The sequence below is a fragment of the Prauserella isguenensis genome (assembly GCF_014191605.1).
Lineage (GTDB): Bacteria > Actinomycetota > Actinomycetes > Mycobacteriales > Pseudonocardiaceae > Prauserella > Prauserella isguenensis.
Window position 1 is genome coordinate 167,419 of the sequence record NZ_JACHWU010000005.1, and the last position, 25,674, is coordinate 193,092.

Annotated in this window: 16 protein-coding genes; 6 read left to right on the forward strand and 10 right to left on the reverse strand. The window is 72.6% G+C overall.

Annotation, left to right across the window (positions count from 1 at the left end):
• Positions 1-33 precede the first annotated feature (33 nt).
• From FHS23_RS19270 to FHS23_RS19300, 7 genes are all read right to left on the reverse strand, one after another.
• Positions 34-306, reverse strand: coding sequence for a hypothetical protein (locus FHS23_RS19270; RefSeq protein ID WP_183657890.1), 273 nt, complete (start codon positions 304-306; stop codon positions 34-36).
• Positions 303-3,320 (reverse strand): TNT domain-containing protein, encoded by a 3,018-nt coding sequence (locus FHS23_RS23365; protein ID WP_246382450.1) that lies wholly within the window; start codon positions 3,318-3,320, stop codon positions 303-305. The genes FHS23_RS19270 and FHS23_RS23365 overlap by 4 nt, the downstream gene beginning before the upstream one ends.
• A gap of 9 nt (positions 3,321-3,329) precedes the next feature.
• On the reverse strand, positions 3,330-3,674 hold the full coding sequence (locus FHS23_RS19280) for a hypothetical protein (protein WP_183657892.1): 345 nt from the start codon (positions 3,672-3,674) through the stop codon (positions 3,330-3,332).
• Positions 3,656-4,120 (reverse strand): YbaB/EbfC family nucleoid-associated protein, encoded by a 465-nt coding sequence (locus FHS23_RS19285; RefSeq protein ID WP_183657894.1) that lies wholly within the window; start codon positions 4,118-4,120, stop codon positions 3,656-3,658. The genes FHS23_RS19280 and FHS23_RS19285 overlap by 19 nt, the downstream gene beginning before the upstream one ends.
• Positions 4,121-4,226: 106 nt before the next feature.
• Positions 4,227-5,171, reverse strand: a complete 945-nt coding sequence (locus tag FHS23_RS19290) for a hydroxymethylglutaryl-CoA lyase (protein ID WP_183657896.1) — start codon at positions 5,169-5,171, stop codon at positions 4,227-4,229.
• Between the two features lie 2 nt (positions 5,172-5,173).
• On the reverse strand, positions 5,174-5,806 hold the full coding sequence (locus FHS23_RS19295; RefSeq protein WP_183657908.1) for a PH domain-containing protein: 633 nt from the start codon (positions 5,804-5,806) through the stop codon (positions 5,174-5,176).
• 65 nt (positions 5,807-5,871) lie between these two features.
• The gene (locus tag FHS23_RS19300; RefSeq protein WP_343054104.1) at positions 5,872-6,693 is read right to left on the reverse strand and encodes a biotin--[acetyl-CoA-carboxylase] ligase; all 822 of its coding nucleotides are present in this window, start codon (positions 6,691-6,693) and stop codon (positions 5,872-5,874) included.
• Between the two features lie 271 nt (positions 6,694-6,964).
• Between FHS23_RS19300 and FHS23_RS19305 the strand changes: the two genes are divergently transcribed.
• Both FHS23_RS19305 and FHS23_RS19310 read left to right on the forward strand, forming a co-directional pair.
• Entirely contained in the window at positions 6,965-8,614 is a 1,650-nt protein-coding gene (locus tag FHS23_RS19305) for an acyl-CoA carboxylase subunit beta (protein WP_183657914.1), read from the forward strand.
• Positions 8,611-8,910, forward strand: a complete 300-nt coding sequence (locus tag FHS23_RS19310; RefSeq protein ID WP_425501150.1) for an acyl-CoA carboxylase subunit epsilon — start codon at positions 8,611-8,613, stop codon at positions 8,908-8,910. Before FHS23_RS19305 ends, FHS23_RS19310 begins: the two co-directional genes overlap by 4 nt.
• A gap of 38 nt (positions 8,911-8,948) precedes the next feature.
• Here the strand turns inward: FHS23_RS19310 and FHS23_RS19315 are convergent, their stop codons facing one another.
• On the reverse strand, positions 8,949-10,400 hold the full coding sequence (locus tag FHS23_RS19315; protein WP_343054105.1) for an MFS transporter: 1,452 nt from the start codon (positions 10,398-10,400) through the stop codon (positions 8,949-8,951).
• A 93-nt stretch (positions 10,401-10,493) separates the two neighbouring features.
• On the opposite strand from FHS23_RS19315, the gene FHS23_RS19320 reads away from it, so the two are divergent.
• The 4 genes from FHS23_RS19320 (at position 10,494) to FHS23_RS19335 (ending at position 13,580) form a co-directional block, all read left to right on the forward strand.
• On the forward strand, positions 10,494-11,219 hold the full coding sequence (locus tag FHS23_RS19320) for a GntR family transcriptional regulator (protein WP_183657917.1): 726 nt from the start codon (positions 10,494-10,496) through the stop codon (positions 11,217-11,219).
• A gap of 116 nt (positions 11,220-11,335) precedes the next feature.
• Entirely contained in the window at positions 11,336-11,953 is a 618-nt protein-coding gene (locus FHS23_RS19325) for a Maf family nucleotide pyrophosphatase (protein ID WP_183657920.1), read from the forward strand.
• 409 nt (positions 11,954-12,362) lie between these two features.
• On the forward strand, positions 12,363-12,599 hold the full coding sequence (locus FHS23_RS19330) for a hypothetical protein (protein ID WP_183657923.1): 237 nt from the start codon (positions 12,363-12,365) through the stop codon (positions 12,597-12,599).
• A 210-nt stretch (positions 12,600-12,809) separates the two neighbouring features.
• The gene (locus tag FHS23_RS19335) at positions 12,810-13,580 is read left to right on the forward strand and encodes a 2,3-dihydro-2,3-dihydroxybenzoate dehydrogenase (RefSeq protein ID WP_183657926.1); all 771 of its coding nucleotides are present in this window, start codon (positions 12,810-12,812) and stop codon (positions 13,578-13,580) included.
• Positions 13,581-13,583: 3 nt separating this feature from the next.
• On the opposite strand, the gene FHS23_RS19340 is transcribed toward FHS23_RS19335, so the two are convergent.
• On the reverse strand, positions 13,584-14,930 hold the full coding sequence (locus FHS23_RS19340; RefSeq protein ID WP_183658091.1) for a DHA2 family efflux MFS transporter permease subunit: 1,347 nt from the start codon (positions 14,928-14,930) through the stop codon (positions 13,584-13,586).
• A 68-nt stretch (positions 14,931-14,998) separates the two neighbouring features.
• On the reverse strand, positions 14,999-25,618 hold the full coding sequence (locus FHS23_RS19345) for an amino acid adenylation domain-containing protein (RefSeq protein ID WP_425501151.1): 10,620 nt from the start codon (positions 25,616-25,618) through the stop codon (positions 14,999-15,001).
• Positions 25,619-25,674: the final 56 nt, after the last annotated feature.

The following is a 25,674-nucleotide window of genomic DNA, read 5'->3' on the forward strand; positions in this document are numbered from 1 at the left end:
CGGAATCGGCGCGAGTGCAGGGCACGGGAGGGGTCAGGGAAGGACGCCGACCGCTCCCCTGGCGACCTGCGCCCAGGTCAGCCTGCCGAAAAGGTAGTGACACGCGACCTGTTCGTTGGTGAACCGCGCCCAGTCGTAGCGGTTGCCCTGCTCGCGCCAAAACACCTCCCACGCGGTGCCGCCCGCGTCGTCGACGTTCTCCTCCCGGAGCACACACCAGGTGTTGTCGACCTCGGTGCCCAACGACACCACCTCCGGCGGCACGCCGACGGCCTCGAGCCAGCGCATGATCGACTCGGTGTTCACGGGGCGCTCTCCTTCGGGTTCCGCTCTGTGCCGGTGTCGACCGGGGCCTTCTCGTCACCGTCCGATTCGCCGGGTCCGTCGAGGACGGCGCTGACAACGGCGGCCTCACTCGACGTATCGGCTCGATTGTCCGAAGCATCCGGATAATCTGGACTGTCCGACGTGGCCGATGCGACTGACCGCGGGGCGACCGGCTCGAACGTCGCATCGGCGAGGTAACCGAGGCTGACGAGCTCGGCGGCGCTGTACACGGCGCGATACCGGGCGCCGCCGCCGGGCTGTCCGAACCAGCCCGCCGACACGCCACGCCACATCGGTACATCCCGAAGCACGCGGTAGCGCCGGTAGCCCGCGTCGAGCTGGGACGGCGGCAGCGAGCGCTGCTCGAACGGCGTGCCGTCTGCGGAGAAGACCCGCCCGTGGGCGGTGCCGAACCGGTCCACCATCGTGCCGGCCGGCAACACCTCCGGCTCTCCGTCGGCGGAACAGCCTTCGGGGAGCTCGTCGGCCGGTGGCCACACGTACTCGGGCACCTCACCGGCAGCTGACGATCCGAGGGGCACGGATCCGAGGGATTCGACGGCCGCGGCAGGGGCCTCCGCGGCGGAGACGGAGTCGTCGGCCACGGGATCGTCGGTGCCGTTCCGGTCGGTGTCGGTGCTGTCGGTGGCGGTGCTGTCGGTGGCGCGGGCGTCTCTGCCGTCGGCCTCGACCACGGTCACGTCCTCGGCGGTGCCGTCCTCGGCAGCTGCGCCGCCGTCGGTGGCGAGGAAGCGGGCGTCCCAGTCGCGTTCGTGCATCCCGCCGAGCGGGTCGTAGCCGTCGCGGACGGCCGTCGGCGGGCACGGCAGCACGGCGGAAGGTGGCGGCGCGGGTTGCCGGGCGCCCTGCCGCAGCAGGTCGATCGCCTGGTCCGGCTCGATGAGGTCGGAGTTCGGGTGGTCGTGCGGCTCGAACCTGGCCACCACGGGCGCGCCGTGCTCCGGCTCGGGCACGGGCAGTTGCCGGGCCGGACGGTCCGAGGCGACCGGCAGGTGCCCGATCGGGAACATGTGGACCAGGAACAGCGCGACGACACTCTCCCGCTCCTGCCGCGGGGACCCCAACGCGGGGGCCTGCGGCTGTGGAGCCTGTGCCTGCGATGCAGGTGGTGGTGGTGCCGCGTGCTGGTGCGCTCCCCCCGGCGCGGGGGCGTACGGCCCGGCGCCCGGAGCCGGTGGCGCGTTGCGCGCCTGAGGCGGCTGACCGGCCGGTGGCTGCGGCGGGTACTGCTGTCCCGCGGGAGGCCTGCCGTACGGATGTTGTCCCTGTCCCGGGTTCTGCTGTCCCGGGTTCTGCTGTCCCGAGTACTGCTGGCCGGGATACTGCTGGCCCGCGGGAGGCCGACCGTACGGGTTCTGCTGGCCGTACTGCCCCGGCTGAGCTGCGCCGCCGACCGGACCTGCCGCGGGGGGAACCGGTCCGCCCGGCGCGGCACCACCCCCTGCGACGGGGCCGCCCGGGACGGCACCGCCGCCCGCCACGGGTCCGCCCACGGGAGGGCCCGCAGGTTGCGGTCCGAACCCGCCGGGTTGTCCACCGGCGGCAGGAGGGACCGCGCCCGCTTGGGGCGGCAGCGCCCCGGGCGCCGGCGGTCCGCTGAATCCGGACAGGCTCGTACCGGTCGGCGGTGTCGGCGCGTCGCCGCCGGACGCGGGCTGTCCCCACGGCGATCCGACCGGGATGCCTCCAGGCGGCGTCGGTGCGTCCGGCAGCACGATCGGCCCCGTACCCCCGGCACCGCCGCCGAACGGCGGCACCGGCTGGCCACTGGACACGGGCTCGCCACCAGGCAGCGCGTCACCCCCGGGCAGGGGCGGGCGGCCCAGGCCGAACGGCGGCGTGTCCTCGCCACCGGCTTCGCCGGGGAATCCGGGGCCGCCGGGCAAGCCCGGACCGTCGGAGGCGCCGGGTCCTCCCGGACCACCGTGACCGGGTCCGTCCGGGCCGCCGAGCAGTTCCTCGACGCCGTCCAGCAGATCGCGGCCGGGTTCGGCCGTACCCGCACCGCCACCTCCGCCGCCGAGCACACCGCCGGGGCCACCGGGCGCGGCGCCGTCCCCCAGTACGTCCGAGGCGTCGCCGAGTGCACCGCCCGAACCGATCCCGGAGCCCTGGCCGAGTACGTCCTCCGCGGGCCCGAGCGGCGCCTGCGGACCCGAGGTGCCCGCTCCGCTCGGCGAGCCCTGTCCGCCTGGCGGGTCACCCTCGTCCCGGCCGGAGCCGAACAGGCCGGACGCGTCCTCGAAGACCGAGTCCCCGAGACCACCGCCTCCGGGTCCACCACTCCCGAGGCCGGTGTTGCCACCACCGGGTTCGTCGAGCACCGACTCACCGGTGGCGGCGGTCGTCTCCGCCACGTCGGGCAGGCCGAGCGCGCCGAGCAGGCCACCACCACCGCCACCGCCGGAACCGGCGAGTGCACCCGCGTTGCCCGGACGGTCGGTGACCACGTCGGGGGCGACACCCGGGCCCGCCCCGTCCACACCGACCGTGTCGGCGAGGCCGCCGGTGATGGCGCGCATGTTGGCCGCCGTGCCCTGGATGACCGTGTCGACGCCGGCGAGCGCGGCCGGGTGGCCGGCGTCGGCCGCGGTGCCCGCCGCATCGCGCTGGACCGCGGCGTCGCGCAGTTTTCGCACCAGTTCGACCTTGGTGCGGCCGATCTGCTCGGCGGCCCGGTCGAGGCGGTCGGCGGCGTCGCCCGCGCCCTGCGCGGCCCTGGTGAGGCTGCCGCGTTCGGGGTCGATGAATCCCGACCACGTCTGCCGCGCGGCGTCGACGGCCTCACCACTCATCGAGCCGAGCGCCTGCCCCGCGACGGTGTCCGCGTCCCGCGCCAGCCCCTGCAGCTGCCCCGCGGCCTGCCGCCACGAGCGTGCCTGTTCGCGCATCGCGTCCTCGTCGGCCTGAGGCCACGAGACGCCGGCCTCGGCGGCGATGTCGGCGAGTTCCGCGGGCAGTTCGATCCCCATGTCGCGGGCCTACCCTTCGCGCCCGGCGTCGGTGATGGCCTGCTGCGCCGACTCGTCGCCCGCCGTGTACGCCTCGGCCGCCCGCGACAGCGCCTGGCCCATGCCGACCAACCCGCCGGACAGTCCGTCGAGCACGCCCGCTGCCTCGTCGGCGGGCGCCCGGTGCCGCCCGTCGAACGCCTGCCCCACCTCGTCGTCGCCCCATGGTGACGACGCGACGGACTCGCGCAGCGCCCGGGCGATGTCGGCCGCGCGCCGGGTGAGTCCGTCGAACTCGGATGCGCGCTGCCCGAGCCGTTCGGCGTCGACCTCGAATCCGTGGTGTCCGGGACCCGTCATCGCGATCGCTGCCATTCGGAGTCGTCGATCCAGTTGGCGTCCTCGAAGCTCTCGTCGTCACCGAAGTCGTCGGCGGCCGGAGCGCGTTCCCGGCCCACCGGGGTGATCTCGTCGGCCGTCAGGTCCGCCGTGCCGAGCAGCAGCGCCTGCGGATCGGTGTCCTGCGGCAGCGCAGGAGCGAGCACCTCGCTCGCGCCGGCGAATGCCTTCGCCGTCGCCGCGCCGGTGAGGCGAACGATCTGGGCGCCGAGTTCGGCGGGTCGGTACCGCTCGTAGGCGGCGTCGGCGATCGTCAGGCCGGTGAGCACGCCACGCCCGCCGACGGTGGCCGTCACGAGGCCGTCGTCACTGCTCACCGACTCGCTGATGGCCGTGAGCTGCTGCTGCACATCCGCCAACTGTTCTCTGCTCCGCCGGTACTCGGCGAGTAGCTGCTCCACCTCGTCGCGATGGTCGGTCACGGCGCTCTCCCGACGTCGATCAGTGCGGCCGCATGCAGCCCCGGCTGGAGTTCAGACGTGGCGAAGCGGCTCGCGGTTCCCGGTGGCCCCGGAAAGGATGCCCGTGTCAGCCCGCGAGCGCGCGCACGACCCGCGACGGACTCGGCCTGCCGAGCCGTTGGGCCATCCACGTGCTCGTCGTGACCAACGCGTCGAGGTCGGCGCCGTGACGCACCCCGAGCCCGTCGAGCATCCACACGAGGTCCTCCGTGGCGAGGTTCCCGGTGGCCGACTCAGCATAGGGGCAGCCACCGAGGCCGCCCGCGGACGAGTCGACCGTGGCCACACCGCGGCGCAGCGCGGCGAGGGTGTTCGACAGCGCCTGCCCGTAGGTGTCGTGGAAGTGGACGGCGAGCGCGTCGACGCCGACTCCCGCGGCGGCGAACGCGTCGACGAGCCGGTCGACCTGTCCGGGCGTCGCGACGCCGATGGTGTCGCCGAGGGACAGTTGCCCACAGCCGGCGTCGAGCAGACGCCGGCCCGCCGCGACGACCTGACCGGGGTCGACCACGCCCTCCCACGGGTCACCGAAGCACATCGACAGGTATCCGCGTACGGCCATGCCCTCGCCACGAGCACGCGCGATGACGGGCTCGAACATGGCGAACTGCTCGTCGTAGGTGGAGTTGAGGTTCCGCTTGGCGAACGACTCCGTGGCGCTGGCGAACACGGCGATGTCGGCGATCCCCGCATCGACGGCCCGGTCGAGGCCGCGTGCGTTGGGGACCAGCACCGGGTAGCGCGCGCCCGTCCTGCGGTCGAGCCGGGAGAGCAGTTCCTCGGCGTCGGCGAGCTGCGGGACCCACTTCGGGTGGACGAAACTCGTCGCCTCGAGGGTCGTCAGCCCGGCGTCGGCGAGCCGGTCGAGAAACTCGAGCTTGACGTCGACGGGCACGGTCGCCGCCTCGTTCTGCAGACCGTCCCGCGGGCCGACCTCCCAGATCGTCACCTCGGCGGGCAGCTCTCCCGAGCGAGGAAGGTGCTCGGGCAGTCCCACGTCTCGTGCGCCCACGGTCACCACCCCGGGTACGAGCCGGGCTGGGGCGGCTGCCCCGACTGCGGGGGCTGTTGGCCGGGCTGGGGCGGGTGTTGTTGCGGCGGGTGTGGTTGCTGAGCGGTCTGCTGCCAGGACGCGTCGTAGTCGAAGTCGTCGTACGGGTTCTCGTTGACCTGGCGGTAGATGTAGGTGTGGACCTTCTCTACGTTCGGAATGTCGTCGAAGGTGAGCGGCTCCTCGGACGCCGATTCGATGATCAGCGTGCCGCAGGCGAAGACCCGGTCGAGCAGGCCGTGCTCGAACCGCACACTGTTGATACGGGCCATCGGGATGTCGATACCGGTGCGCTTGACGACACCTTCACGGGCGATGACGCGGTCGGTGGTCACGATGAAGTGGGTGGTGCGCCAGCGGACGAACGGCGCGAAGACCCGCCAGATCAACAGGATCAGCCCGACGGCACCGACGGCGATCTGGGTGACGACGTCCCACGGGGCGTCGAAACCGGGCGCGACGACGAATGCCAGCCAGATCCCCACGGCCAGTGTGATCAACAGGATCAGCACCGGCCAGACGAGCATCTTGAAGTGCGGATGCTTGTGGACGACGACGCTCTCGCCCTCACTGAGCAGGCTTTGTGGATACGCCACCGCTGGCCACTCCCCGAAATGCGGTCTTCTTGTCTGCGGGCAACCGTACCGCTCCGGACCGGGTTTCACCCACCGGTCGGCCGGAGATGCACGACGTCACCGGCGAAAACACTCCGCCGAGTGCCGCCTGGGATTTCGACGACCAGCGCGCCGGTTGGCTCGACGTCCACCGCGTCGCCGATCACGCTGCCGCCGCCGGTGAGGATCTTGACCTCCTGGCCGAGCGTGAGGCACCGCTGCCGGTACTCGTCGAGCATGCCGGCGTCGGCGAGGTCGCCGGCCGCTTCGCGCCAGACCGTCTCCCGTTCGTGCAGCGCCGCGAGCACCATCATCGCCACGTCGGTGCGGTCGCTGGTCGCGGCGCCGAGCTCGGCGAGCGACACCGGGGGCAACGCACCCGCGGGCACGGTCACGTCCTCGCGCACGCGCGTCACGTTCAGGCCGATGCCCAGGACCACGGCCAGCTCGTCCGAGGAGGCGGCCTCGGACAGGATCCCCGCGCACTTGCCGGACGCGTCGGCGGCGAGCACGTCGTTGGGCCACTTGAGCGCGACGTTCGCTCCGAGCGCGTCACCGACGTCCAGCACGGCCAGTCCCGCGATGATCGAGAGCGACCCGACACCCGCGACCGGCACGCCCGAGGGTCGCAACAGCACACTGATGTACACGCCGGAGCCCGGTGAGGCCCAGGTGCGGCCGCGCCTGCCGAGCCCGGCCGTCTGTTCCGCCGCGACGAGCGCCGTCCGGTCGGGCGCGCCGTCGACGACGGCCTGCCGCAGGTCGGCGTTCGTCGACCCGGTGGTGGCGACCACGTCGACCTGCGCGTACGGCCCGACCGGTTCGACCAGTTCTCCCCGCAGGCGGGCTCCATCGATGCGATTCGGCACGCGCGGAACCCTAACGCCGGGGGCTGCGGGCGCGTCACTTCCCGTGCGGGTCGGCTGCGTGGAGCGCGGCCACGGCCGTTGAGCGCGGCCACGACCTCGGACACGTACTCGTCGGCAGGGAGGTGACGCGACACGGCCGGGCGTAGCGGGCGGGGGCGTGACGGGCAGGAACGGTGCACCGGGTTCGCCGGCCGGGGCCGTGCGAGACACGCTGCCGGACGTAGCCCACGCCACACCAGCGGGCCCGGGGTGATGATTAAGCTCGCGTGTCATGAGCAGCGCAACGGAGCCGGTCGGGGACGCGCCTGACGCACCGAACACACAGCCGGACATCCACACCACGGCGGGCAAACTCGCCGACCTGTACCTGCGCTACGACGAGGCCGTGCACGCCGGGTCGGAGCGCGCCGTCGAACGCCAGCACGCCAAGGGCAAGAAGACGGCGCGGGAGCGCGTGGACATGCTGCTCGACCCGGGTTCCTTCGTCGAGCTGGATGCGCTCGCGCGACACCGGTCGACGAACTTCGGGCTCGAGGCCAGCCGCCCGTACGGCGACGGCGTCGTCACCGGCTACGGCACGATCGACGGCCGCGAGGTGTGCGTGTTCAGCCAAGACGTGACCGTCCTCGGCGGCGCGCTCGGCGAGGTGTACGGCGAGAAGATCACCAAGGTCATGGACCTGGCGATGAAGACCGGCCGCCCCATCATCGGCATCAACGAGGGTGGCGGCGCGCGCATCCAGGAGGGTGTCGTCTCGCTCGGCCTGTACGCCGAGATCTTCCGTCGCAACACCCACGCCTCGGGTGTCGTCCCGCAGATCTCGCTGATCATGGGCACCAACGCGGGCGGCCACGTCTATTCCCCCGCGTTGACGGACTTCGTCGTGATGGTCGACGAGACCTCGCACATGTTCATCACGGGACCGGACGTCATCAAGACGGTCACCGGCGAGGAGGTCACGTTCGAAGACCTCGGCGGCGGACGCACCCACAACGCCAAGTCCGGCAACGCCCACTACCTGGCCTCCGACGAGGACGACGCGGTCTCCTACGTCAAGGAGCTGCTCAGCTTCCTGCCGTCGAACAACCTGGCCGAGGCCCCCGTGTTCGACGCGCCGGAACCGACCGGCGGTGCGATCGCCGAGGACGTGACCGACGCAGACCGGGAGCTCGACACGCTGATCCCGGACTCGCCGAACCAGCCGTACGACATGCACGAAGTCGTGAGCCGAGTGCTCGACGACGGCGAGTTCCTCGAGGTGCAGGAGCTGTTCGCGCCCAACGTGATCACCGGTTTCGGCCGGGTCGAGGGACAGGCCGTGGGCATCGTGGCCAACCAGCCGACCCAGTTCGCGGGCTGCCTCGACATCGACGCGTCCGACAAGGCGGCGCGGTTCGTGCGCACGTGCGACGCGTTCAACGTGCCGGTGCTGACGTTCGTCGACGTGCCGGGTTTCCTACCGGGCACCGACCAGGAGTGGAACGGCATCATCCGCCACGGCGCGAAGCTGCTCTACGCCTACGCCGAGGCGACGGTTCCGCTGGTCACGGTCATCACGCGCAAGGCCTACGGCGGTGCGTACGACGTGATGGGGTCCAAGCACCTGGGTGCCGACATCAACATCGCGTGGCCGTCCGCGCAGATCGCCGTGATGGGTGCGCAGGGTGCCGCGAACATCGTGCACCGCAAGCGGCTCGCCGCAGCAGGCGAGAGCGGCGAGGACGTCGAGCAGCTGCGGGCCGAGCTGATCCAGGAGTACGAGGACACGTTGTGCAACCCGTACGTGGCCGCCGAGCGCGGCTACGTCGACGCGGTCATCCCGCCCGCGCACACGCGCGGGCACGTGACGCGCGCGCTGCGGATGCTGCGGGAGAAGCGCGAGAACCTGCCCCCGAAGAAGCACGGAAACATCCCGCTGTGAGCGCCTCCGACGAGATGCCCGAGACCACGCCTGCCGAGACCGACGGTTCCGACGGGACTGCCGGCGGTGGGCACAGTGCCGATGCCGGACCACCGCTGCTGCGCGTCGTGCGCGGCGAGCCGGACGATGCCGAGCTCGCCGCGCTGACCGCGGTCGTGGCCGGCCTGGCCGCGAACGGCGGAGACGACGGGGAGAAGCGGCCGGCTCGGTCCCATTGGGCCGACCGCGCCTCGGCGGTGCGCAGGCCACTCACCCCCGGGCCGGGCGCCTGGCGCGTGTCGACGTTCCGGCGCTGACGACGTTCACGGTGCCCGGCGAGCTCCGGGCACCGCGCCTAACTCGCGGTGGTTGTCGGGATGACCGGTTCCGACGAGTCGGCGGGCCGCTGTGCCGCTCCCGCGTGACCGCGGAGCCGCGCGACCCCGACGAACCCGACGGCCGCGAGCACCAGAGGGATCGCGAACGCGTAGCGATGGGCGTCCGCCTGGCCCGCGCCGGCCGCCAACAGCCCGTCGATCGCCAGCCCCGCCGCGAGCTGCGACACCACGGCGAACGTGAAGCCGCCCATGTTGGCGAGCCCGCTGGCCACACCGGCCCGGTGTTCCGGGCCTGCCGACCGCGCCAGGTCGAAGGCCAGCATGCTGACCCCGCCGCCGACCCCCAGCGCCAACAGCGGCGGCAGCAGCGTCGCGACCGTCGCGCCCGCGGGCAGGACCACGAGCGCGACGGCTCCGCACAGGGCGAGCACACCCGCAGCGAGCACGAGACGTCCCCGCAGGCCCGGTCTGCGTGACGCCACCTGCCCCGCGGCCGTGCTGCTGACGACGAAGCCGAGCACGACGACGGTGACCATGCCTGCTGCGGCCCCGTCGGAGAGGCCGTGCGCGGCGACGAGATACGGCTGGCCGAGCACCGCCGTGAACGACACGAACGAGCCCATCAACACGAAGTGGGTCAGGAGCGCGTGCCGCACACCCGGCGAGCGCCACGTCAGCCGCAGCGTGTCCCGCAACCGCTCACCGGAACCGTCCGCCTCGACGGCGCGTCGCGGCGCGCCACCGCTGTCACCCACCGGCGACTCCCGCAGCGCAACGGCGGTCGCGACCAGCACGACAACGGTGACGACGCCGGCGACGAGGAACGCCCCCGTCCAGCCCAGGCCGTTCAGCAGCACGGCCAGCGGCGAGGTCGCGATGATCTGACCGAGGCCGCCGATCATGCCGGTGAGCGCCGCGACGAAGGCGTAGCGGTGGCCCGGGAACCAGTTCCGCGTGATCCGCAGGACGCTGACGAACATGCAGGCGTCGCCCGCACCGATCAGCGCCCGGCCCACCATCGCGGCGGGATACGCCGTCGACAGGGCGAACACGACCGCGCCCACGGCCATCAGCGCGGTACCGCCGAGCAACAGCACCCGCGGGCCGTACCGGTCGTTGCCGATGCCGACCGGCACCTGCAGCAGTGCGTACAGCGTCAGTTGCACCACGGAGAACACGGCCAGCCCGGTCGCGTCGACGTCGAACCGCTCCTGGGCGGTCAGCCCAGCGACCGACAGGCTCATCCGGTGGAACATCGCCGCCAGGTAGCACAGCGCGCCCAGGGCCCACATCGCCCACGGCAGGATTCCCCTGGCCACCGGGGCGCGTGACGCGCCCGCCCACGTCTCGCCCCGTGACGCCGTGTCCTCCTGCGCTCTGTCCTCCTGCGCCCTGTCGTCCTGCAGGGTGTCCTCCTGCAGCGTGTCCTCCTGCGGCGCTGCGGCGGAAGGCGACCCGGATGAACGCACAGTCATCCCCTTCGACGGCCCGACGTGCATGGACATCACATGCACATAACTTGTATCTATGTTGTGTTCAACGATCCGGCTAGACTGCGGGGCATGTCAACGAGCGACCCGTCACACCCGCCCGTGCCGACACGAACCCCGAGAACGAGCGCAACCGGACAGGAGCCGACGACACCGCCCACGGACCGACGTCCCGCGGGTGAACGGGTCTACGACTGGGTGAAGGAACGCATCCTCGACGGAAGGCTGCCCGGCGGCGAACTGCTCAGCGAGGGAGACGCCGCGACGGCGCTGAATCTGTCACGCACGCCCGTGCGCGAGGCGTTCCTGCGACTCGAGGTCGAAGGACTGCTGCGGCTGTATCCGAAGCGCGGCGCACTCGTCGTCCCTGTGTCGCCGGACGAGGTCGGCGAGGTCACCGAGGCCCGCATCCTGCTGGAGAGCCACGCCGCCGAGCGCGTCATCGACCGCGGCGACGCCGCCGATGTCGCCGCCCGCATGCGCACGGTCCTCGACCGGCAGCGCGAGCTCGAGGTGCCCGCCGAGAAGGCCAGGTTCTCCGCCCTGGACCGCGAGTTCCACGCGACGCTCGTCGACGCGGCCGGCAACAGCCTCATCTCGCACTTCTACTCCGGGCTGCACGACCGTCAGGTGCGCATGGCCGCCTCCGCGCTCAGCCGGGTCCCCGATCGCCACCGCGAGATCCTCACCGAGCACGACACACTCTGCACGCTGCTCGAACGCGGCGACGCCGCCGGATTCCGCACCACTCTCACCGCACACATCAGCGGCACCCACGGCGCCCTCCTCGACAGCTGAAAAGCTCGACAGCCGAAAGGCTCGACAGCTGAAAGGCTCGACAGCCGAGGGGCTCGACGGCTGCAGGCCCGCGACCCGCACCGGCCTCGACCGTGAGGCCTCGTAATCTGGACCCCGTGCGCTTCATCCTCGCCTCCGCATCGCCCGCCCGCCTCGCCGTCCTGCGCGCGGCGGGGATCGAACCCGACGTGATCGTCTCCGAGGTCGACGAGGACGTCGTCATGGCGCAGCTCTCCGACCCGACGCCCGCCGAGACCGTGACGGCGCTCGCCGCCGCGAAGGCCCACGCCGTGACCGCCGAACTCGACGCCGACGCAGACGCCGTCGTGGTCGGGTGCGATTCGATGCTGTCGATCGGTGACGCACTGGTCGGCAAACCGCACACGCCCGAGGTGGCACGCAAACGCTGGGCGGACATGGCGGGCGGCACGGGTGAACTGCTCACCGGGCACGCCGTGCTGCGGGTGTCGGGCGGCACCGTCACGTCCGAGGCGAGCGGCACGCGCACGACGACGGTGCGGTTCGCCGAACCCGCCCAGCACGAACTCGACGCCTACATCGCGACGGGCGAGCCGCTGCAGGTCGCCGGAGCGTTCACCCTCGACGCACTGGGCGGCTGGTTCGTCGAAGGCATCGACGGCGACCCGTCCAGCGTCGTCGGCATCAGCCTTCCACTGACGCGCAACCTGCTCGGCGAGGTGGGCGTCAGCGTCGTCGACCTCTGGCACAGCTGACGTCCGGCGCCGCCGACATCCGACGCCCTACGCCCGACGCCCTACGCCCGGCGCCCTCGTCGCCGACGCCGCGAACGTCAGGAATCGCGATCATTTCACTCGTTCAGGGGCACCACGCATGAGCCAAAGTGGACACACTGGACATCCCTTTCGCGGCCACAACTCCGCCGCAGAACATGAATGACATTCCATTCTGAACTGTCGTCATTCGACGGTGGGACACCAACAGTGGGATCGCCGAAAACCCAGTGTGACAACGCGTCACTCGTTCATGTTCCCCCACGTCTCGATCGCATGGCAGGCCTTGCGACCTGCGACGAAGGGGTTCGATGATCTTGGAGCCGGGTCACGGAACGGAACACCCGCGATCCGGTCATCGAAGCACCCCAACTCCTAGGGAGACTGGAAATTGCGTAAGACCCTGGCTCGCACCACCGCTGCCACCGCCATCGCACTCGGCGCCCTGACCGCGGGCGCGGGTGTCGCGTCCGCCGGCACGGTCGACGTCCCCGAGGTTCCGTCCAACCCGACCGGCGCGGACTACGTGAACGCCTGGAACGAGTCCGGTGCCCACCTGGGTGCCGGCGCCGCCGGTCTCGTCAGCTCCGCCTGGGCGGGTGCCATCCCGTCGATCCTCGGCGCCTGAGAGAGGATTCTCGCGCCGTAGCGCCGATACCGAATTCGCCGCGAAGTCCCCGGGTGGCCACGTCACCCGGGGACTTCGCGCGTCCGGCTCCGCCGATCTGTGGTCTCGTCAACAGCGCTGCTGTCACACATCGGGGTAAGGTCGCCGACGCCACCGCGTCGGCTCGCGAAAGGCCGACGCCGTTCGAAGTAGCCCGTTCGAAGGAGCGCCGTGGATCCGCAGGAGTTCGCAGGCAAGGTCGCGTTCGTGACGGGCGCTGCCCAGGGCATCGGTGCGGCCGTGGCCAGGGCGCTGCGGGACGGGGGCGCCAGCGTCGTGGCGACCGACCGCTCCCCCGGCATCGTCGAGACGTACGAGGCCGAGCCCGGCATCACCGGCATGCCGTGCGACGTGACCGACTCCGCGCAGGTCGACGAGGTCGTCGCACGGGCCGAAGCTACCGTCGGCCCCGTCGACGTGCTGGCCAATGTCGCCGGGGTTCTCGTGAAGGGGCCCGTCGCGTCCTATTCGGACGAGGACTGGCGGTTCACGTTCGACGTCAACACGAGCGGCGTGTTCCGCGTTTCCCGTGCCGTCAGCGCGCGGATGATCGAACGGGAGCGCGGCTGCATCGTCACGGTGTCGTCGAACGCGAGCGGCGTGCCGCGGCGTGGCATGGCGGCGTACGCGGCGTCGAAGGCCGCGACGACCATGTTCACCAAGTCGCTGGGCCTGGAGCTGGCCGACCACGGCATCCGCTGCAACGTCGTCTGCCCCGGTTCGACGGACACGCCGATGCAGCGCGCCATGTGGGAGCACGACGGCGGCGGACCGGATCCCGTGCTCAAGGGCGATCCGGAGAACTATCGGGTCGGCATCCCGCTGCGGCGCATCGCCGATCCGGAGGACGTCGCCGACGCCGTCCTGTACCTCGCCTCGGACCGCGCCCGGCACGTGACCATGCAGGAGCTCTACGTCGACGGCGGCGCCACCCTCCGCTGACGCTCACCGGGACGGGGCGGTTCTCGGCAGCCGGAGCGCTCCCGCGAAGGCGAGCACACACAGCCCGAGTACGCACCAGAACGCCTCACTGAACGACGCCGCGACGTCATCGGTCGCCGCGAGCCGCACCTCCAGCAGTACGGCGAGCCCCGCGGTGCCGATCGCCCCGCCCACGTAGTTGACGAGGCTGAGCGCGCTCGACGCCCGCGGAAGCAACTCCTGGTCCACTCCCGTGTAGACGATGGTCATCACGGGTGAGGCGATCATGCTGGTGCCCACGCCTCGCACGAACAGCGCCGCGGTCAGCCAGCCGTCGGCGAGGCCGCCGAGCTGCGTGAACGGCACCGTCGCCGCGATGATCAACGCGAACCCGGTCACCACGATCGTCCGCGGTGCCACGCGGTCGATGAGCGGCTTCACCACGAGCAACGACCCCAGCACCGCGCCGACGCCCTGCGGTGCGAGCATCAGCCCCGCGTCCCACGCCGACAGGCCACGACCCGACTGCAGGTACATCGGGAGCAGGAACATCGTGCCGAACACCGACGCCGCCGCGACGAACAGCGCCAGCACGGCGGCTCCCAGCGGCGGGGTGCTCAGCAGGCGGGGATCGACCAGTGGCATCCGGTCCGACCGCAGCGCATGCACCAGGAACGCCGTGAGCAGACCGGCCCCCACCAGCAGGGCGGTCACCGCGGCGGGCGGGTTGCGGTCCTCGGAGCCGATGTCGGTGAGACCGAACAGCACGGCCGCCAGCCCCGGGGACAGCAACATCGCCCCGCGCAGGTCGAACCGGGACACCTGCTCGGCCGCGGGCACGCGCGGCACCAGCCACACCGCCAGCAGCATCGCGACCAGCCCGACCGGGATGTTGACCAGGAACAGCCACGACCAGTCGGCGACCTCCAGCAGCGTGCCACCCGCCAGTGGGCCGAACACGGGCGCCAGCATCGGCACCACGCCCACGATGCTCATGATCCTGCCGGTGCGGCTCTTGCCCGCCACCCGCGCCAGCAGCGCCTGACCGGTCGGCGGCAGCAGTCCGCCGCCGAAACCCTGCAGCACCCGGAACGCCGCCAGCGACGTCGTCGACCACGCCAGCGCACACGCCAGCGACCCGGCCAGGAACACGGCCACGGCGGCCAACCACACCCGACGCGCGCCGAACCGTTCGGCCAGCCACCCCGACATCGGCGCCGCCGCGACCACCGCGAGCAGGTAGGCGGTGCTCGCCCACTGCACCTCGGTCACGCTCGCGCCGAACTCGACGCTCAGCGTGCGGAGGCCGACATTGACGATCGTCGAGTCCAACGACGCCATGAACGTGCCGAGCACCAGCACCAGCGACATCGCCAGCAGCCGTCCACCGATGCGGTCGGATTCGCCCGCGGCCGGACCGGCGCTGCGCGTCCCGGCGGTCACTCCGTGCCCGCCCGCAGCGACCGTTCCGCGAGCCGAACCAGTGCCGCGCCGTCGACCATCGCTTCGTCCCCGGAACCGCCCGTCTCGCCGAGCGCGTCCGGCAGCGCCCGCAGGACTCGTTCGAACGCTGCGGCGATGCGGTCAGCCGACTCGGCCACGGCACCCGGCCTGCACGCGACGATGCCGCGCCAGCCCGCGCCCTCCGGCATCACCGTGACCGTCACCGGATGGTGGGTCCACTCGCGGAACCGCATGTCCGTGAGCCGCACACCCGGTGTCGGTTCGGCGAGCCGGTCGGGATCGACGGGGTAGTTCTCGAAGACCAGCAGGCTGTCGAAGAGCCGCTTCACGCCCACCGACCGTTCGAGCGCGGGCAGCGACACCGCGTGGTGCGGGGCGAGCGCCTGCTGCCGTTCCTGCAGGTCCCGCAGCGCATCGGCGAGGTGTCCGGTCAGCGTGGCGCGTACCGGCACGGTGTTCGCCAGCAGTCCGATGATCTCCTCGACACCGTCCACTTCGGGCGGCCTGCCGGACACCATCGTTCCGAAGTGCACGTCCTTGCGCCCGCTCCGTGCCGTCAGCACCGCCGCCCACGCGCCCTGCACCAGCGTCGCGGCCGTGATCCCGCAGGCGGCGGCCGTCGCGGCGAGCGTGCGCACCAGCTGCGGTTCGAGATCGAACGTCACCGGCTCCGGCAGCCCGGCTGCGTCCTCGCCCTCACCGGCGGCCGAAGCGCCGGAGCCCGCCGTTCCGTTCCGTGTGGCCGCCGGGGTGTCGGGCAGGGCACGGTCGTAACGGTCGACCGAGGCGAGCTCGCCCGACCATGCGGCCACGTCGGCGGTGCGATCCCGGTGGGAGAGCCAGCGCAGGTACCGGGTGAACGGCACCGGGGCGGGCAACTCCGCATCGCCGCCGATGCGCGCGGTGTAGGCGGCGAAGATCTCGCCGAGCATGCGGGGCGCCGACCAGCCGTCCGACAGCACGTGATGCGTCGTCAGCACGAGGTCGACCGCCTCGGCCGACCGGCGGACGACGGTCAGCCGCACCGGGGACCCCGCGGCCAGGTCGAACCGCTCCGCCAGGTCGGCGGCCAGCACCCGGTCGACCTCGGCGTCGACGTCCGCCGCGGCGGACACGTCGACGTAGCGACGGTCCGGTGCCGCGTCGGCGGGCAGGACCGCCACGTCGAGTCCCGGCGGGAACGCGGCGCCGAGGTTCGGGTGGCGGGTCACCAGGTCGCAGACCGCGGCGTGCAGCGCGTCGACGTCGACCCGGCCGGTCAGCGAGAACGCCGCCTGCACGGTGTACGGATCACGGGTCCCCGCCCGTCGGGAGTGGCGCAGCATCAGCTCCTGCAACGGGCTGAGCGGCACCACGTCGGCGACCCGGTACCGCCGCTCCAGTTCGTCCACATCAGACTGCGTGAGCGAGACGAGCTCGAAGTCCGACGGGGTACGGCCCGCTCCGCGGAGCGCGTCCTCGTCGGACGCCAGCGCCACCAGCTCGACCCGGAACGCCTCGGCCAGTCCGGCGACATCGTCGTCGGTCAGTACCGCGCGCGGCCAGGTGATCCGCACGTGCAGGGCCTGCCCGTCACCGTCGCCGGTGGTCATCGCGTTGACCATGAGGCTGTGCGGCATCGGGAGCTTGTCGCCGCCGGATCCGAACGGCGCCGAGCCCGGCGGTGCCTGCCACGCGTGTTCGACGTCGGGAGCCTGGACGAACTGGCCCAGGTAGTTCCAGCTCACGTCCGGGTGCACCGGCGTCACCCGGCCGGCAGCGGCGAGGATCCCGTGGCCGAGACCGTCGCCCTGCGCGCGGAGTCGCTCCTTGACGGCCTTCAGCTGCGTCGCCGCGTCGCCGTCGGGCAGCGTGATGCGCGCCGGGTGGACCGCGGTGAACCAGCCGACGGTGCGTGACAGGTCGACGTCGCGGTCCGGATCGGGTGCGTGCCTGCCGTGCCCCTCCAATGCGAGGTACAGGTCCGGTTCGCGGTCGGCCCACCGGGCGATCGCCCTGGTCAACGCCGTGAGCAACACCGTGTCGGGCGTCGCGTGGTAGGCCGCGGGCAGGGCCGTCAGGAGTGTCCTGCTGACCTCGGCGTCGAGGGCGAACTCGTGGTGCACCGCCGTCGCACCGGTGTCGCGGCCGGGGTCGAACCGCGCGCGGGTGAGCCGTTTCTGCGGATTGCGCCCGACGGCGCGCCAGTGCGCCTGCTCGCCCGCCCGCGCGTCGGCGGCCGACGCGAGCGACCTCGCCCAGCCGAGGAACGGCGTGGGCCGCGGCAGCTCCCTGCCCTCGTAGGCATCGGTGAGGTCGTCGACGAGCACCCGCCACGACACGCCGTCGACCAGCAGGTGGTGGGCCACGAGCACGAATCGGCCGAGCTCGTCGGGACCCCGGTCGACCCACAGCGCCCGCACCAGCGGCGCGCGGCGGACGTCGAACTGCTCCCGCACGTCGGCGATCCAGCCGTCGACGAGGACGCGCACGTCCCCGGTGGAGGCGACGCGGGTGAGCACATCGGCCGCGGTGACGGCGTCCGGTTCGGGGATCCGCAGCACCGGTGTCCGCACCGCCGCGGCGCCGGTCCCGCCCTCGGTGTCGGCCCGCCCCTGGGTGCCGTCCCCGTCCGCGAGGTGGGCCCGCAGCACATCGTGGGTCCGTAGCAGCGCGTCCACGGCCCGCGACCACGTGGCGAGGTCACCGCCGGCGGGCACGCAGAGCTCGGTCCACTGGCAGAAGTCGCCGGGCTCGGGCGCCCGGTCGAGCAGGTCGCGCATCACCGGGGTCAGCGGCGCGTCCCCTGTGGACGGCCCGGTGTCGGCACCGTCCTCGGCGGCGTTGCAGCGCGCGGCGATGCCAGCGACCGTCCCGCCGTCCAGGACATCACGCGGACCCAGCCGCAGTCCCTGCCTGCGCGCGCGGGACACGACCTGCAGCGAAACGATGCTGTCGCCGCCGACCTCCAGGAAGTGGTCGTCGAGGCGGATGTCGTCTGCGCCCAGCACGTCGCGGACGATACCGAGCAGCACCTCCTCGGCGTGCGTCGACGGTTCCCGCCCCGTGCCGTCGCCTGCGTGTTCAGGTGCGGGCAGTGCGTGCTCGTCGAGCTTTCCGCCCGGGGTGAGCGGCAACCGGTCGAGCCGCACGAACGCGGCGGGAACCATGTAGTCGGGCAGTTCGACGAGCAGGTCCTCCCGCAGTCGCACCGGATCGAACTCCGCGCCCTCGGCCGGGATCACGTAGCCCACGAGCTGCCTGCCGCCCCGCACGACGACCGCGCACCCGCGCACGTCCGGATGCCGGGTCAGCGCGGTCTCGATCTCCGCGAGCTCGATGCGGAACCCGCGCACCTTGACCTGCCGGTCGGCCCGGCCGAGGAACACGAGCTGCCCGTCGGGGCGCCAGTACACGACGTCCCCGGTGCGGTACATCCGTGATCCCGGTTCGCCGTACGGGTCGGCCACGAATGCCTGCGACGTCTGTCCCGGCCTGCCGAGGTAACCGCGGGCGAGCTTCGGGCCCGCGAGGTACAGCTCGCCGGCAACGCCGGTGCCGACGGGCTGCAGGCCGTCGTCGAGCACGTAGGCGCGCACGTTCGGGTCGGGACGTCCGATGGGGACGGCGCCGGTCTCGCCCGGTTCGTAGTGCCAGGTCACGGAGTTGATCGTGACCTCGGTGGGCCCGTAGGCGTTGAACAGTGCACGCCTGCCCCTTCCCCACCGATCGGCGAGCTCCGGATCGAGCCGTTCGGCGCCGACCACGAAGAACACGTCGTCGGGCACGGCGCGATCCTCGGGCACGGCCGACAGGAACGACGGCAGCAGGTTGATGCCGGTCAGCCGGTGCTCGGCGATGTAGTCGAGCAGTTCGTCGCCGGGCACGCGCACCTCCTCCGGCGCGACGACGAGGGTTCCGCCGGAGGCCAGCGGCACCATCGTCTGCCAGAACGCGACGTCGAAACTGGTCGACGCGAAGTGCAGGTAGCGGTCGTGTGCGGTCACGCCGACGACCTCCTCCTGCAGTGAGATCAGGTCCGGAATGCCGCGGTGCGTCACGGCCACACCCTTGGGCTTGCCCGTCGTGCCGGACGTGTAGATGACGTACGCCAGCGAATCCGGTGTCAGCTCCGTCCGCGCGTGGGCCGGGTCGGCGTCGCGGTCGGTCGGTACGGCCGGATCGCCCAGCACGGCCGGGTCGTCCACCCGCACCACGGTGCCGTCACCGCGGACCTCGCCGCCGAGTGTCGCCAGCGCCCCGGCGTCGGCGACGAACGCGACGGGCCGCGCGTCACCGATCATGTACGCGAGCCGGTCGTTCGGATAGTCGGGATCGAGGGGCAGATACACCGCGCCCGCCTTGAGGATGCCCAGCAGCGCGACGATCATCTCGACGTCGCGGCCCAGCAGCATGCCGACGGGCGTCTCCGGCCCGGCACCCGCGTCGAGCAGGCGGTGCGCGAGCCGGTTGGCGAGCCGGTCGAGCTCGGCGTACGTCAGGCTGCGACTCCGGCACACGAGCGCCTCGGCGTCGGGGGTGCGAGCCACCCACGAGGCGAACGTCTCCAGCACCCCGTCGCGGGCCTTCGCAGGCAACCGCGACGTCCCCCGCTGCAGCACCGCGGCGGCGTCGGCGGCGTCGAGCATCGGGAGCGCGGCGACGGGCCGGTCGACGTCGGTGACCAGTTCGGTGAGCAGCGTGTGCAGCCACCGGGCGTACCCGCGCACGGTGTCGTCGGTGAACGCGTGGGGCTGATAACTCAGCACGAGGCTCAGCGCGTCACCGGGCAGCGCGATGACGGTCAGCGGATAGTGCGTGGCATCGGTGATGTCCACGCCCGCGAGTGCGACCTTCTCGTCGACGGCGAGCCCTGCGCCGTTGAACGGGAAGTTCTCCATCACCAGCATCGTGTCGAACAGTTCGCCGACGCCGATCGCCCGCTGGATGTCCGGCAGTCCGAGGTGGTGATGGTCGGCGAGTGCGACGGACTCGTCGTGGACCGCGTCGAGCAGCTCGGCCGCGGACTGGTCCGGGCGGTACCGCACACGCACCGGAATCGTGTTGCCCAGCTGGCCGATCATCGACTCGACACCGTCCACTTCGGCCGGCCTGCCGGACACCGGGCAGCCGAACACGACGTCACGCCTACGGGTCAGCCTGCCGAGCAGCAGCCCCCACGCCGTCTGCAACACCGTGGTGACGGTGATGCCACGGGCGCGGGCGAACGCACTCAGCCGCTCGCTGAACTCCTCGCCCAGCTCCAACGTGACGCGGCCAGGGCGGGAGACCTCCCGCCGCGCCGTGGCGGGCGCGAGCCGGGTCGCTTCGTCCACACCGGACAGCGCGTCGCGCCACGCATCCAGCGCCGCGTTGCGGTCGCGGCCCGCCAGCCAGTGGTGGTAGTCCTGCAGCGAGGCCGACGGCGGCACCGCCGGTCCACCGCCGAGTTCGCGATACAGCCCGAGCAGGGTCCGCCCGGCCAGGGGCATCGACCAGCCGTCGAGCAGCGCGTGGTGGTTGGTGAGCACGAGGCGGTGCTCGGCCGGGCCGAACCGGAACAACCGGAACCGGATCAGCGGCGGCACCTCCGGGTCGAACGGCCGTTCCAGCTCCTCACGGCATCGGGCGGCGAAGCGGGCCTCGAGGTCTCCGCCTCCCGGCGAGTCCGTTCCGGAGTCCGTTGTCGACATATCGATGAGCTGCCAGTCGAGATCTGCTTCGGCCGGCACGACCTGCACCACCTCGCCGCTCACGATCGTGGCGAGGTGCACGCGCAGCGCGGGCTGCCTGCGCAGGAGTTCCCCGGCGGCGTCGGCGAGCCGCCGTTCGTCCAGCTCACCGGTGAGCGTCAGCATCGCCTGCACCACGTACACGTCTGCGTCGGCGTCACCGGCCGCCATGGTGTGGAACGACAGTCCGGCCTGCAACGCCGTCGCGGGCAGCACGTCCGAGACCGGGCCGAGACGTTCGAGCGCGTCGATGTCGGCCTGCGTCAACGACGCCAACGGCAGATCGGACGGAGTGAGCCCGCCGCCTCCGGGCCCGATGCGCTCGGCGTGCGCGGCGAGGGCGTCGAGCGCCTCGGCCCAGCCGCGCTGCAGCTCGGCAAGCAAGGCGGGGTCGACGAGCCTGCCCGCTGCCGTCCACTCGACGGCGAGTCGCGGGCCGCCGGCTCCGTCACCCCCGTCACCCGCGTCTTCGCCGCCGGACTCGCCGTCACCTGCGGCGTGCTCGTGGACGAAGCAGTTCAGCGCGAGGACCTGTTCGAGCGCCTTGTCCTCGGGTTCGAGGACGCCGAACGCCTCCCGTGCGGGCAGTCGCCAGTCGCCGCCGTCGGGTGCGACGAACCGCCCGAGGTAGTTGAGCAGCACCTCGGGCGGTTGCGGTTCGAGATCGACGCCGTCGTCGAGATGACGGAGGACGCCGTAGCCGACACCGCCGTCGGGCACGGCGCGCCGGGCCTCCTTGACCGCGCGCAACAGCCGTCCGGCCGCCTCGCCGCCCGCGAGGGCGTCGCGAAGCTCCGCGTCGGTCCGCAGGGCGTCGGCGGGCACCCGCACGGGAAACTCGCTGGTGAACCAGCCGATGGTGCGCGACAGGTCGGCGCCGGGGGTGACCGCGTCCCTGCCGTGGCTCTCCACCGTGACCCCGAAGGCGGGCGGGCGCGGGTTCGCGGCAGAAGCCGTCGACGTCCGGACGCGCACGGATCGCAGGGCGAGGGTCAGGGCCGCGAGCAGGATCTCGTCGGTCCCGGTGCGGTAGGCCGCCGGCAGTGTCGTCAGCGCGGCCGCCGACGACCGCCGGTTCACGACCGTGAGGTCGCGGCGTGCCGTCGCGGCGGTGTCCTGCTCCGGGTCGAGTGCGGCCACGCCGAGCGGCCGCAGCTCCGGGTCGGCGGCTGCGCGCCAGTGATCGAGTTCCCCGCGGCGCTCCCCCGCCGTACCCTGCTCGGCCAGTGCCAGCGCATGCGCGCGCCACGACGTGCCGACGGGCGCGAGCGCATCGCCGCGGCAGGCGGCCCGCAGGTCCGGCACCAGCACGCGCCAGGACACGCCGTCCATGACGAGGTGGTGGGCGACGATCACGAGCCGGTCGTCACCGACGAGCGCCAGCCGCAGCAGATCGCCCGCGACCGGGTCCAGCTCACCGGCGAGCCGTTCCGCGACATCGGCCGGTTCGACGCCCGCGGGTTCGGCCGACACCATGTCCTCGGCGGAGGCCGCCGTGCCGGGACGCACCTCGAGTTCCCGCCGACCCGTGAGCCGCAGGCGCAGCGCGTCGTGGGTGTCGAGGACGACGCCCAGCCCGGCGACCAGGCTCGCACGTGGCAGCGGCGCACTCGTCGTGACGACCGTCCACTGTGCATAGCCCGCGAAGGCGTCCGGGTCGGGGTGCGGGTCGAGCAGGCCGCGGACGATCGGCGGTGCGGGCAGGGTGCCGACCGGTTCGTCGGCGGCCACCGGCGGCACGTCGGCGTCCACGGCGGACATCCGGGTGGCCAACGAGGCCAGGTCGCGGCGGGCCAGGAGGTCGCGCGGCCGCAGCTCGACGCCCCGCGCGCGGAGGCGGCTGCTGACACTGATCGCGCTGATGCTGTCGCCGCCGAGGCCGAAGAAGTCCTCGTCCGGGCTCACCTCGTCGGCCGCCAGGTCGAACACCTCGGCGACGACGACACAGAGCAGGCGTTCGGCCTCGCTCGACGGCGGCCTGCCGGACGTCGTGGCACGCGGCACCGGCAGCGCCGCGCGGTCGACCTTGCCGCTCACGGTCAGTGGCAGCTCGTCGAGCACGACGACCGCCGACGGCACCAGGTGGTCGGGCAGTCGCTCGGCGAGGGCCTCACGCAGTCCGTCCGGCGACGGAGCGGCCCCGCGTTCGGGCACGACGTAGCCGACCAGGCGTGGCGCTGCCGTATCGTGACGGACCATCGCGGCCGCACCGCTCACGCCCGGCGACGCGCCGAGCTCCGCCTCGACCTCGCCGACCTCGACGCGATGGCCGCGGATCTTCACCTGGCCGTCGGCACGCCCCACGTAGTCGAACCCGCGCTCCGGTGTCCACCGGGCGAGGTCTCCGGTGCGGTACATCCGCTCGCCGGGCGCGCCGTAGGGATCGGCCACGAACCGCTCGGCGGTGCCGGCGAAGCGGCCGAGATACCCACGCGCGAGCTGCGGCCCCGCGAGGTACAACTCCCCCACCGAACCCGGCGCGACCGGCTGCAGCGCGTTGTCCAGCAGGTACGTTCGCATCCCGGCGAGCGGACGTCCGATCACCGGCGTCTCGCCCGCGATGCCGGCGTAGGCGGCGTCGACGGTCGCCTCCGTCGGCCCGTAGATGTTTCGTCCATCCACAGCAGACTCGGCGATGCGGCGCCACAGCGAGGGCGGGGTCGCCTCGCCGCCGAGCACGACCAGCGACGGCCGGTGCGGGCCCGTGAGCAGTCCGGCGTCGACGAGCGGGGCGGCCAGCGACGGCGTGGTGTCGACGACGTCGATCGCGTCCCGCGCGTAGGCGGCCAGCAGAGCGTCCGCGTCCTGGGTGACGTCGGTGTCGTAGAGGTGCAGTTCGTGGCCGCACAGCAGCCACAACAGCTGGTCGAGGGCGGAGTCGAACGCGAACGAGTACGTGTGCGCGACGCGCAGCCTCCGGCCCGTGCGGCGCTGCGTCTCGGCGATCACCGTCGCGCGCTGGTGGTGCAGCAGCGCGCGCAGGCCGGCCGACGGCACGAGCACGCCCTTCGGCGTTCCCGTCGACCCCGACGTGTAGATGACGTACGCCAGGTCCCCGGGCCTGCGCTCGCGGGCCAGTTCGGCGGTCGACAGTGGACGGTCCTCGTGGCGGACTGCGTCGGCGACGGTCATCGTGGGCCACGAACCGACGTCGCGGCCCAGCGCCGGATCGGTCACGATCAGCGCGGGCTGCGCGTCGGCCAGGAGCAGCCGTAGGCGCTCGTCGGGGTGCTCGAGGTCCAGCGGCAGGAACGCGGCTCCGGCGTCGAGCGCCGCCAACAACGTCACGACGAGGTCGGCCGACCGTGGCAACGCGACCGCGACCACATCGTCGGGGCCCGCACCGCGCGCCCGCAGCGCCCGCGCGAGCCGGTGCACACGCGCGGCCAGCTCGGCGTAGGTCACGCGCTCGTCACCGTGGACCAGCGCGAGCTCGTCACCGCGGGACGCCGCGAGCGCGGACAGCACGTCGGGCACCGCGGCGGGTTCCCCCGGAACGGCCGCGGGCGTCCACGCCTCCAGCAGCTCGTCGCGGACCCCGGCCGGCAGCGGCGACACCTGTCCCGCCGTTCGCTCCGCATCGGCCGACAGCTGCCGGACGATCGACCGCACCGTCTCGAGCCGGGCATCCACATCGGACTGGCTGTGGGTGCGGGCATCCACCTCGAACCCGAGCAACAGTCCGCCGTCCCGGGCAGGAAGCACGCTCAGGCCCATGTCCTCGGGCGGCCCGCCCGCGACGTTGCGCATGACACCCGTCGACCCGGCGAAGTCCAGCGTCAGGTCGAACGCCTTCAGGTTCACACCCGCCCCGTGCAGGATCGCCCCCGCGCCCGGGGCCGCCAGGTCGCGCGGCAGGTTCTCGCCGCGGTAGCGCTGGTGGGCGCGCAGCTGCCGCATCGCCTCGGCGACCCGGCGGGCGACGACGCCGAGGGTGTCGCCGCCCCGCACCTCGACCCGCAGCGGCAGCACGTTGACCGCCATGCCCGGCGTCCGCAGTTCCGCACCGCTCGTGCGGCACATCAGCGGCAGCGCGAACAGCACGTCGCTGCGGCCGAGCACGCGATGCAGGAACACCGCGTAGCAGGCCAGGAGGGCGTCGCCCCACGTGACGCCCTCCCGGTCCGCGCACGCGCGCAGCTGCGCCACGTCCTCGGCGGGAAGCACCGCCTTCGCCGACACCGTGTCCGCGATCCCCGAGCCGGGCGCGGTCCACTCCGGAAGGTCCGGCATCGGTGTCATCCGGTCGACCCAGTAGGCACGGTCCGCCTCGGGTCCGTCGCTCGCCAGGTAGTCGCGGTCGGCGGCGATGAAGTCGGCGAACGGGCTGAACGGACATTTGGGGGGGTCCTCGCCCCGCACGAGCGCCGTGTACCGGGCCGCCGTGCGCCGGGCCAGCATCGCCGCGCTGTAGCCGTCGAACACGAGGTGGTGGCCGAGCTGTGTGTACCAGACCTCGGTGCCGGACAGCGTGATGATCGTCTGCGTGTACAGCAGCCCGTCGGTCATGCCGCGAGACGACTCGGCCAGCGCGAACCGTTCCTCGGCGACGAGCTGCTCGGCGGCCTCGCGCGGATCGGCCTCACCGCTGACGTCGACCACCCGCGGCGCGGCCACCGGTTCGTCGCTCACCCATTGCCGCGGACCGCTCGCGGTGTCGGCCATCCGCAGCCGCAGCGACTCCGCCTCGGTGACCGTGCCGGTCATCGCCTCGGCCAGCAGGGCGACGTCCACCGGCGCGTCGCCGCTCAGCTCGACGACGTCGCCGACGACGTAGTACGGCGAATCCGGTTCGAGCCGCTGCGCGTTCCAGATGCCCAGCTGCGCGCTGGTCAGCTCGAACGGCTCGGTGGCAGGTGCGGCTGATTCCGACGGTGACAACACTCGCTCCTCACGAACGCCTGGACAGAGCCGGTGGGGGCCGGTCGCGCGCGGCCTTC

Coding starts and splice junctions, on each gene's coding strand:
- FHS23_RS23365 (WP_246382450.1), bottom strand. CDS start 3,320: ATGGGGATCGAACTGCCCGCGGAACTCGCCGACATCGCCGCCGAGGCC.
- FHS23_RS19280 (WP_183657892.1), bottom strand. CDS start 3,674: ATGGCAGCGATCGCGATGACGGGTCCCGGACACCACGGATTCGAGGTC.
- FHS23_RS19305 (WP_183657914.1), top strand. CDS start 6,965: ATGAGCAGCGCAACGGAGCCGGTCGGGGACGCGCCTGACGCACCGAAC.
- FHS23_RS19320 (WP_183657917.1), top strand. CDS start 10,494: ATGTCAACGAGCGACCCGTCACACCCGCCCGTGCCGACACGAACCCCG.
- FHS23_RS19340 (WP_183658091.1), bottom strand. CDS start 14,930: ATGTCGCTGGTGCTGGTGCTCGGCACGTTCATGGCGTCGTTGGACTCG.